This is a genomic window from Paraburkholderia ribeironis, from assembly GCF_900019265.1.
Lineage (GTDB): Bacteria > Pseudomonadota > Gammaproteobacteria > Burkholderiales > Burkholderiaceae > Paraburkholderia > Paraburkholderia ribeironis.
In genome coordinates this window covers 22,157-30,860 of the sequence record NZ_CYGX02000041.1, presented here as the reverse complement: position 1 = coordinate 30,860, position 8,704 = coordinate 22,157, and the positions used below count along the sequence as shown (strand labels likewise).

The 8,704-nt window shown below is 54.1% G+C and carries 9 protein-coding genes; 3 read left to right on the top strand and 6 right to left on the bottom strand.

Translation table 11 applies throughout. From position 1 onward, the window contains the following. Nucleotides 1-72: 72 nt before the first annotated feature. Both BN2475_RS18920 and phoU read left to right on the top strand, forming a co-directional pair. Nucleotides 73-519 (top strand): hypothetical protein, encoded by a 447-nt coding sequence (locus BN2475_RS18920; RefSeq protein ID WP_094781037.1) that lies wholly within the window; start codon nt 73-75, stop codon nt 517-519. A 146-nt stretch (nt 520-665) separates the two neighbouring features. Next, on the top strand, nt 666-1,373 hold the full coding sequence (phoU, locus tag BN2475_RS18915) for a phosphate signaling complex protein PhoU (protein WP_094781033.1): 708 nt from the start codon (nt 666-668) through the stop codon (nt 1,371-1,373). Between the two features lie 393 nt (nt 1,374-1,766). Here the strand turns inward: phoU and BN2475_RS18905 are convergent, their stop codons facing one another. Further along, nucleotides 1,767-2,345: a hypothetical protein gene (locus BN2475_RS18905; protein ID WP_094781031.1), complete on the bottom strand. Its 579-nt coding sequence runs from the start codon at nt 2,343-2,345 to the stop codon at nt 1,767-1,769. A 1,110-nt stretch (nt 2,346-3,455) separates the two neighbouring features. Between BN2475_RS18905 and BN2475_RS18895 the strand changes: the two genes are divergently transcribed. After that, on the top strand, nt 3,456-4,025 hold the full coding sequence (locus tag BN2475_RS18895) for a peroxiredoxin (RefSeq protein WP_094781029.1): 570 nt from the start codon (nt 3,456-3,458) through the stop codon (nt 4,023-4,025). A 146-nt stretch (nt 4,026-4,171) separates the two neighbouring features. Here BN2475_RS18895 and BN2475_RS18890 read toward each other — a convergent pair whose 3' ends face one another. From BN2475_RS18890 to BN2475_RS18870, 5 genes are read right to left on the bottom strand one after another with little or no spacing between them, the layout of a single operon-like run. Next, on the bottom strand, nt 4,172-4,651 hold the full coding sequence (locus BN2475_RS18890) for a DUF6622 family protein (protein WP_094781028.1): 480 nt from the start codon (nt 4,649-4,651) through the stop codon (nt 4,172-4,174). Between the two features lie 43 nt (nt 4,652-4,694). Then, a complete protein-coding gene (locus tag BN2475_RS18885) occupies nt 4,695-5,972 on the bottom strand; it encodes a hypothetical protein (RefSeq protein WP_094781027.1) in 1,278 nt (425 codons plus the stop codon). Nucleotides 5,973-5,980: 8 nt separating this feature from the next. Beyond that, nucleotides 5,981-6,742, bottom strand: coding sequence for an outer membrane lipoprotein-sorting protein (locus tag BN2475_RS18880; RefSeq protein ID WP_094781026.1), 762 nt, complete (start codon nt 6,740-6,742; stop codon nt 5,981-5,983). Nucleotides 6,743-6,762: 20 nt separating this feature from the next. After that, nucleotides 6,763-7,989: an ABC transporter permease gene (locus tag BN2475_RS18875; RefSeq protein ID WP_094781025.1), complete on the bottom strand. Its 1,227-nt coding sequence runs from the start codon at nt 7,987-7,989 to the stop codon at nt 6,763-6,765. Further along, nucleotides 7,989-8,672 (bottom strand): ABC transporter ATP-binding protein, encoded by a 684-nt coding sequence (locus tag BN2475_RS18870; protein ID WP_094781024.1) that lies wholly within the window; start codon nt 8,670-8,672, stop codon nt 7,989-7,991. The genes BN2475_RS18875 and BN2475_RS18870 overlap by 1 nt, the downstream gene beginning before the upstream one ends. Between the last annotated feature and the right edge of the window lie 32 nt (nt 8,673-8,704).

Here is an 8,704-nt window from a genome sequence, read left to right as displayed (position 1 = left end):
TAAGAGACAGGTCTGGTAATCGTCAATAAACGATATATACTGTTTATATTGTTTATCAATCTGGAGACGGTCATGAGTGAACCCAGCATGAGGAAGCCAACGAAGAAGGCCTCTCTCTTTCAGAAGAATGCCAACGGTCACGCGAAAGCCGATGTGCAGCAGGCGAATGAGGAAAACGCTTCCGCAGCCCCAGATGCCCAACCGGCTCCGGCGAAGTCCTCCAAACAGAAACGCGCGAAACCCGTTGAGGCCGAAGCCCTCAGTTCTGCAGTGGAGGTGAAAGCAAAACGCGCGAAGAAAGAGAAGGTGGTGCGCGACAGCTTCACAATGCCGAGGTCCGACTACGAGAAAATCGCGGCGCTGAAACAGAGGTGTCTCGGCGCAGGCGTCACGATGAGAAAGAGTGAGCTTCTTCGCGCTGGTTTGCTTTTGCTGGACTCGGCTCCCACCACCGAGAGTCTGCTAGCCGCTGTTTCTGCGGTCGAAACCGTCAAGACTGGCCGGCCGGCAAAGTCGTAGCGATACCACGCCGCAGGTAGGCTATGAATGGGTGTCCGAGTGCTGTGATAGCAGCTATGCGCTTCGACGCCGGCGTGCCGTGATGCAGCGGTTGCGAAATCGAACCAGGCTTGCATTGCCGGCCGGTTCGGCTGACGGGGGTTCCAATGCCCGATAAGCACCTTTCCAGTCGATTCGACGCAGACCTCAATCTGATATTGTCGAAAGTCTTCGAGATGGGCGGCATCGTTGAGTCACAAGTCGTCAATGCGTTGCAGGCTCTCTACCACTTCGATCTGGACCTGGTCGGCCGAATCCTTGTCGATGAGCGTCGACTCAATGCGATGGAAGCGGAAGTCGATGAAGAGTGCATCAACATTATCGCGCGGCGCCAGCCCGCTGCGCGCGACCTGCGTTTGCTGATGTCCATCTCGAAGACTGTCACGAACCTTGAGCGCGCCGGGGATGAAGCGCGAAAAATAGCGAAGCGAACGCGTCGAATTGCGGAAGACGGTAAGGTAAGGACCATCGATGTCGCGGAAGTTACCTTATCTGGCGAGATGGCGATAACCATGCTCCGGCGTGCGCTTGATGCGTTCGCTCGCCTTGACACCGTTGCCGCCGCTCAAGTCGTCCGCGACGATGGCACTATCGATGATCAGTTTCGTGCGTTTGTACGCAAATTGGTGTCGTACATGAATGAGGACCCTCGAACCATCTCCATCGGGCTGGACTACCTCTTCATTGCCAAGGCTATTGAACGTATCGGCGACCATGCGACGAACATCGCGGAGTTAGTCATCTATATCGTCAAGGGCACGGACGTCCGCCACATCCCCCTTGAACAGCTCGAGCGCGAAGCCCGGAGTGAATGAACCGGATGCGTCGGATTTGGCGGCAATGTACGCAATTATTGATGACAGGGGCCGACCATACTACGAACACCGAATGTCAGCCTGACCAGTCGCAATTGTCCACAACTGGCGAATGGACCTTTGGATTCAACCGTGCGCGGAGAGTGCTGACTTTTACGGCCAAGCGGCCGCGGAACTTCCGCACCATGGCCTTATCCTCAACGGCGTCGGCGCGGCGAACTATGCACGAATAGAAGAGCACTACACCTGCGCGCGGTGTCAAGTGGCGTTTGCGGCGGAGCTAGAGCAGTTTCTCGGAGCGCCCGGCAACCAACTGGAAGCCGAGCGCCTACCAGCACGCAGCGAGGTCAGCGAGTTAAAGGGAACGCTGCGACAGCCAGATATAAGGTGACGTCAGTGCTCGTGCTCGTGCTTCTGTCCGACTCTGACAAAATGAGCGCTCGCCTGGATTGCTACGTCGCAACCCTTGTCGCATGGTGTCGTATCGAAGGCAGGCGGGCCACTCGCAATATGCTGAGCGCTCGTAACACCAGATATTTCATTACCGTTGTCGACGACAACGATTTTTTGCGTAATCTTGGTGTCATTCGGAAAAGTGAGGCGCAGTTCGCCGGTACAATTCGCATCCACGTTGTACGAAAGCATTTCGTTGGACACGAAAGAATCGGGCGGTGAGCCTGGCCTTACTGCGCCGTTGAACATCGCAAAGTCCTCCTGCGTGCCTGTTCCAGTACCGTCAAATGTCGCCAGTGCAACGGCGTCGATATCAACGGGGGCGGCAAAGCGGTGGAGCACCTGATTTGGGGCGGTCCCTGTGAGGATTCCGAGCGACTGCCCATGAACTGTGACGCCGTATGAGCCTTTCAGGGTCGCGATTGTGCACGCGTCGTTATCCTGAGCGTGAGCCAGGCTATTCAGCGACAACAATGCAATCGCGGCTGCCGCCGCCTGCTGGAAGAAACCGTTAGGCATGCTTATCTCCTTGTTCTCTAAATCGGGTTAGCGAAAGTGTTAAAAGCACCCGCACATCCTGCTGCGGTTGGAATCACAAGATGCCTCTTTCTGACAGCGCCCCTGCGACGACAAAGGACTTCACGGCAAGGATGGGCGTCGGTGTACTGCACCACCAACAGCAACTTCACCGGCGGCTCTGGGCCAGCCACGACGGGGAGACGAGAGAGAAAGTGCGTTTTTTCATGACGGACCTACATCAAAGTGTGTTCTACAGGAGGGCTGGGACCGTGATTACGGTGTTCGAAGATGCTACTGACAGCGGCCAACGCGATGCCGACCCGGCGGCGCAATAAGTTGGCCGAAGGAATTGCTCACTTGCATTCGGGCTGAACTAAAACTCTCCCATGTCTTCGTTTCACGTTGAGCCGAAGAGAAAGTTTGAGAGCATTGCCCGATGTGATAATCGACAAGAACGTCGTGTAATGCGTGCTCTGCAGAAGAAGTAGTCTCCTGGAAATTAGTCTTGGTAATTTAATCGACAGCAAAACACGTTTTAATCGTTTTTATAACTCTTTCACTTTGAACTAAGTATAGGTGAATTATCTTATCAAAAATTACTTTTTATCTTTTTCCGATGGTCGCTGAGTTATGACTGAGAATTGCTATTAAGAGTGACTACCGTTAGAGATTGGTCGACGTCGGTCGAGCGGCATGGGGGCGCATAGATGGTGACGCTCTTCGTTGCAGGGAAACTGCTGCGAATTTGTTCGGGCGGCTGTAAAGCCAATTCGGCAAAGGCTTCGAGTGCGTGACCCGCAAGAGACAGTCGGCACGGAAAAAAATGGCCGTTCGGGACACACAGTTCCCGTTAGATACGATCGATGCAATCGGCGCGGAACCCTCCGTTGACAAGCTCTGGAGACGCAGGCAGACTCATTCTTCATGCGAGCTTCCACGCCTTTCGCGATTGCGACTCACCATCATGCACATGCCCATTTGGGCCTGTCATTGGGGACGTGTGCAAGCTAGAGTTTCACAGCAATATAAATCACGCAGCCCCGCCGGCAATGGTTGGGGCTTTTTTGTTTCTGTGCTCCTCCTGTCGTCGGCTCACTGAAGGAGCAAAAGATGAAAGATACGATTGTGATCGACTGGTCGACGATCCCTAAACCGGTCGACGATGGCGCGGCGAACCATCTAACCGGTCTGGACTTGCCGCAAATTGTCTTGAACACCACGAGTGGGGAGGCTGTTGATCTGAGCCAACTCGCGGGGCGCACGGTGATCTACGCCTATCCGTGGAAGAAGCGTCCGGATGGCCCATTGCCTGAAGGGTGGGTAACGATCCCTGGCGCCGCCGGATGCACACCGCAATCATGTGCTTTCCGCGACAGCGCAAGTGAAATCCGCGCTGCGGGCGCTACTCATCTGTTCGGACTGTCGACACAGGATTCGGCCTACCAGCGAGAAGCGGTCGATCGTCTTCAATTGCCATTTCCGCTGTTATCGGATCAGCACCTTCGCCTGACAAATGCGCTGTCGTTGCCGACCTTCGTGGCGGCAGGCATGACCTTGTTGAGACGTCTCACGATGATCGTCAATAACGGACGAATCGAGCGCGTTTTCTATCCGGTTTTTCCACCAGATCGGAATGCTGCCGATGTTCTCGCCTGGTTAGCGGATCACCGCGACGATTGAGTTCGATATGCGCAGATGCCGCTTTGGGTGACGCTTTGCATTCGCGGTGAGCGCGCCACGCCAGGTAAGCCATGCTTCGTTAGGTCCTATGTGAAATAGCGGCGGACAGGTCGAGGGTCGACCGGGATTCGTCGACCTGGCCGAAATCAGGCAGCTTTTCTCGCGAAAATAGCACGGGCAACAAACGTTCCACTTAAAAAACCGAGCACCAGGCTGGAAATACCAACAAATCCCGGCATATCTGGAGACATGAATCGGGTTGCAAGCGACGCCGAAATAAAATATTTCGCGAAGAATATCGCCATCATCAGGGAGAGCGGAATAAGACTGCCGGGAACGAAAAATTTTCCCTTCTCCCTGACGTAAACAACGCCCCTGGGTTGTTTTAGTGAAATATTAACCAGTTGCGCAAATATCGCGCCAACAATCCAGCAGGAAAATCCCAGAATGCTCAACCCGAAGGCGGACCCCACGCTAAAGAGCGAAAGTCCGATCATGGCCGCCGGGATTATGATCAGCCGGCTCCCCGCCACCTCCCGCCCCTTGCTTTGAACGTATCCCAGATATAGCAGAACGAGAAAAACGACAAATACCCACTTTGGGGTTTGCTGTATCAACTGGTCCATCTCAATACCTCAATCTATTCGCAATATCATTAGCTTCGGCACATTAAAATCCCGTGCGAAGGCCAACCAGAAATTGTTGCCCAATAAAACGGCTGAATTCCGTATGTGTCCCGCCGGTATTCAATAGAAGCTGCACAAACAGGCGGGATCTCTTTCCGATGTTTCTTTCGATGATCGCACCCCACTGCGTTCCGTTATCATCCAGATTGCGCGTCATACGCATCGTCAGATCGAGACTCGGAAAGAGATTCTGCTGAAAATACTGTACGAATAAATAATTCCTTCGCAACAGCACGCTACCCGGCTGAAAGCCCAGAGCCAATTGCTGCATGGCGAATCCTGTTTCCGGCCCCCCCAACTGACTGGCGGCATTCTGATTAATAGTCTGATAACCCCGGGCCTGGCTTGCGCTCCAGCCCTGGTTGTTATAAATATATTCAACGGTAAATGTCGGCCCAGACGCAAGCGTATACGACATTCCGAGCAATCCTATTCCGGAAAGCCCACTACCTTTCGGCGCAGAAAGATACCATTGGCCGTTGCCGTTTTGCGCTGGCAGATACTGGGTGCGCCCGAAACTGTAGCCGCCTTCCATATAAACCAGCAGCGCGTCCGAGACTGTCTTCTGTGCAGAAAAGCCGATCTTGTCGGGAGAGCCCTGTATCGATGCATAGTTTGCACTCAAATAGGTATCATTTCCCGAGTAATCAATCTTCAGCACTTGCGCACGATGAAAAGACTGCAGTGGCGGGGGTTCCTTCCGCCCTTTTCCGAAATTATTTATATAGCTTACTGTCCAGCTCTTGCCTGGAACCCAGATTATCTTCGCAAAGTCCTCTCCGGGCAGCTCAATATAGGGATTGGTTCGGCCATTGTCGATATAGAAAGGATTGCTCGGCGATAAACTCATTGCCGGGCCCCACAACAGCACCTCACGCCCGACGCTGAGCGAAACGGCATTGCCTGGATTAAGACGCGCGATCCAACCATTAATATAGGCCGAGTTATTCCATCCGTAATTGACGCCGTCGCTTGTTTTTGTTTTATTGAACTGGAACTGAGCCCGCGGGCTGACCTGCAACTCCAGCATGCCTTGGGTGAATTTCAGCTCGGGACGCAGTTCCTGAACAAACTGGGTTTCCGGTATCTTCGACACCTGATTTCCAGGGTTAGCGTTGCTGTTCGAGACGCCGGTACTTTCGACGTAATTCTGGACGACCAGACTATAGTCGAACGTCCCCCCGAATGGGCCGGCCAGTTCACCTGCATACACGACACCGGACACAAGCAACGTCCCCACGAGAACGAATAAAATTCGCATTCGGCCGCTTAATTCGTGAGGAAATTGATGTCAAATGTTCGCTGCGGCAGCTCCTTCGCGACGACATTTGAATATTCCAGTGTTGTTTTCTGGGCCGAATTTATCCGGTCCTGAATAACCATACGGCTGACGAACGGAATCTTCTTCCCTTGATACTCGACCGCGTTGCTATATTCAAACTGTGCGCTCTTGATGACCCGCCCAGAAACCGAGTAGAAGTCAGCTTTCTTTGCCAGGCCGCTCCTGGCCGAAATCCAGTAATCGATGCGCGGATAGGTCACCTGCTCGTCGCGCGCCGACAACTGCAGCTTGTAGGAAGGATCCCCATCAATGACTTCATCGCCTGCGAGCGTCGCGTTATAGTCTTTGGCGTAGTTCGTCGCGGCGATGTCACCGTTCGAGGCTTGTCCAAGCAGCCGCTGACGCGGCGAAATGGGTACCGGTTTGCGCAACCCGCTGCGGATGAACCACATATTGCGCCCGGCCATGAGCAGCTTCTGGTCAGCCAGATTTGCCGGCGAAACAAACTCGGCCAGGCTATTGTCGGTGTCCGCCTTCACAGTCAATCCCTGATCGTCTGTTTTGTCGCCGTCAACTGAATGCAGCGTCACACTCCAGTACACGCCAGGCAGACCGCCGCCACGCGCAACGTCGGATTTCTTCAACAGATCGCCGGCATCAGGAGTCGCTTCTGCCGCCGAAACCGAGGACACAGCCCCGACGAACAGACAGGCCAGCAGAATGCCCACCACTCGCAGTTTATTAATCATGTTTTCTCCACGGTAAAAAGTCATACGTGACCAAGTGCGTCAACAACCTTCATTGTTGTTACGCGGCGGGCCGGGATAAATGCGGCAATTGAGGCAACTATTGCCAGCAGAACAAAAGACGCCCCCATCACAGTCGGTACGAAATCGATCAGGAGATGCACCGCGTCAGAGCTGTTAGGCGGGACGTATGAAAATCCGACGAGGTTGACACCGGCCCCAGCGACCAATGTCAACAAGAGGCCTATTGCCCCGCCCAACAAGGCCAGTTGCAAGCCTTCGACGGTAAACAACGTGGATACCTGTCGACGGTTCATGCCCAGGGCACGCAAGGTGCCGATTTCGCGTGTCCGCTCGACGACCGACATCGTTGTTGTATTTATGATGCTCATCAGTACAACGATTAATACGATCGAGAAGATGAACGCAAAAATCATGTTGAACAATCGATGGACCTGATTGTAGAAATCAGAAAGGTCCTTCCATGTATACAACTCGACGTCAAAGCCCGCGGCGACCAGCGCCGCATTGATGCTGGTTCGCGCCGCGTCCAGACGATCGCCGTCGTGCAGCATCACCACGATGCGGTCAGCACCGCTGGTTGAGAGAAGCTGCTGCACGTATGCAAGCGGCAATAGCAGGAACTTGTCGTTGGTTCCGGCGTTGCCCGTATTGAACGTCTTGAGTACTTCCAGATCCATTGCATTGGTCTGGCCGCTCAGGGTGGAGACGAGCAGCGTCGCATATTGCGCAGGCTCCAGTTTCAGCATCCGGGCCAGATCTGCCGCGACCAGACCGGCTTCCGGTTTGGCCGGATCAAGCAGGCCGCCGCGATCCTTGCGGAAATTGCCGTTCAACTTGATGGCATCCTGAGGAATCATCCCTTCACCAATAAAGATGGTCGACACCTTGCCGTTGGATATCAGTCCGCTTACGCTCAACTTCATCGTCGTCAATGCGACATCCGGATTTCCGGCGAGCAGACCCTGTATACGATGCAGATCCTCACTACTAAAAAGGTATTTCTCCGGCTCGAGCTTGCCGTTTTGCATAGCGCCTTTCTTCATGATGGTCAGATGACCAAGGCGCTCTCCATGGATCGCCTGATCGGCCAGACCCGCATAAACATTGTGGATATAACCGGAGAACAGATTGATCGACGCCAGGCCGAAAGAGATCGCCAGCACAGTCACCGCACTGCGGCGACCATTACGCAGGATATTGCGCAAACCCAGTTTGAAATATTCCATCACGCACCATCCTGAACGACGACGGAACCGTCTCGAAGATGAATCAGGTTGTCCACCCGTTCCAGCAGGCGAGGATCGTGGGTCGAGAAAATAAACGTCACGCCATCGCGCTGATTCAACGTCCGCATCAGGTCGATGATTCGCATGCTGGTATCCGAATCGAGATTGGCCGTGGGCTCGTCCGCAATCACGAGAGACGGTGAGCCCGCCAGTGCCCGGGCGATTGCCGCCCTCTGGCGCTGGCCGCCGCTCATCTGATCGGGGCGCTTGTGAAAATGGTCCTGCAATCCGACATCGTTCAGGTGGCGCTTCGCTATTTCACGCGCTTCCCGCACCGGGGTACCTCGAATCTGCAAGGGCATCATTACGTTCTCGACGGCATTCAATACCGGCACCAGATTGAAGCTCTGGAAAATGAAGCCAACGAATTGATTACGCTTTTTCGCCAGTGCATCGTCATCGAACTGGTCAACCCGTTCGCCGGCAAGATAGACCTCTCCCTTTGACGGCTTGTCGACCATGCCGATCAGATTCAACAGGCTGCTTTTCCCACTCCCCGAGGGCCCCCATATTGCAAGAAAATCGCGGCTATTGATCTTCAGGTCGATGCCGTTCAATGCATTGACCTGGCTCTCTCCGAGCGCATATTGCTTGCTTACTCCGACCAATTCGACTAAACCCATCCTTTACTCCACGCTTATCACGCTGATTGATT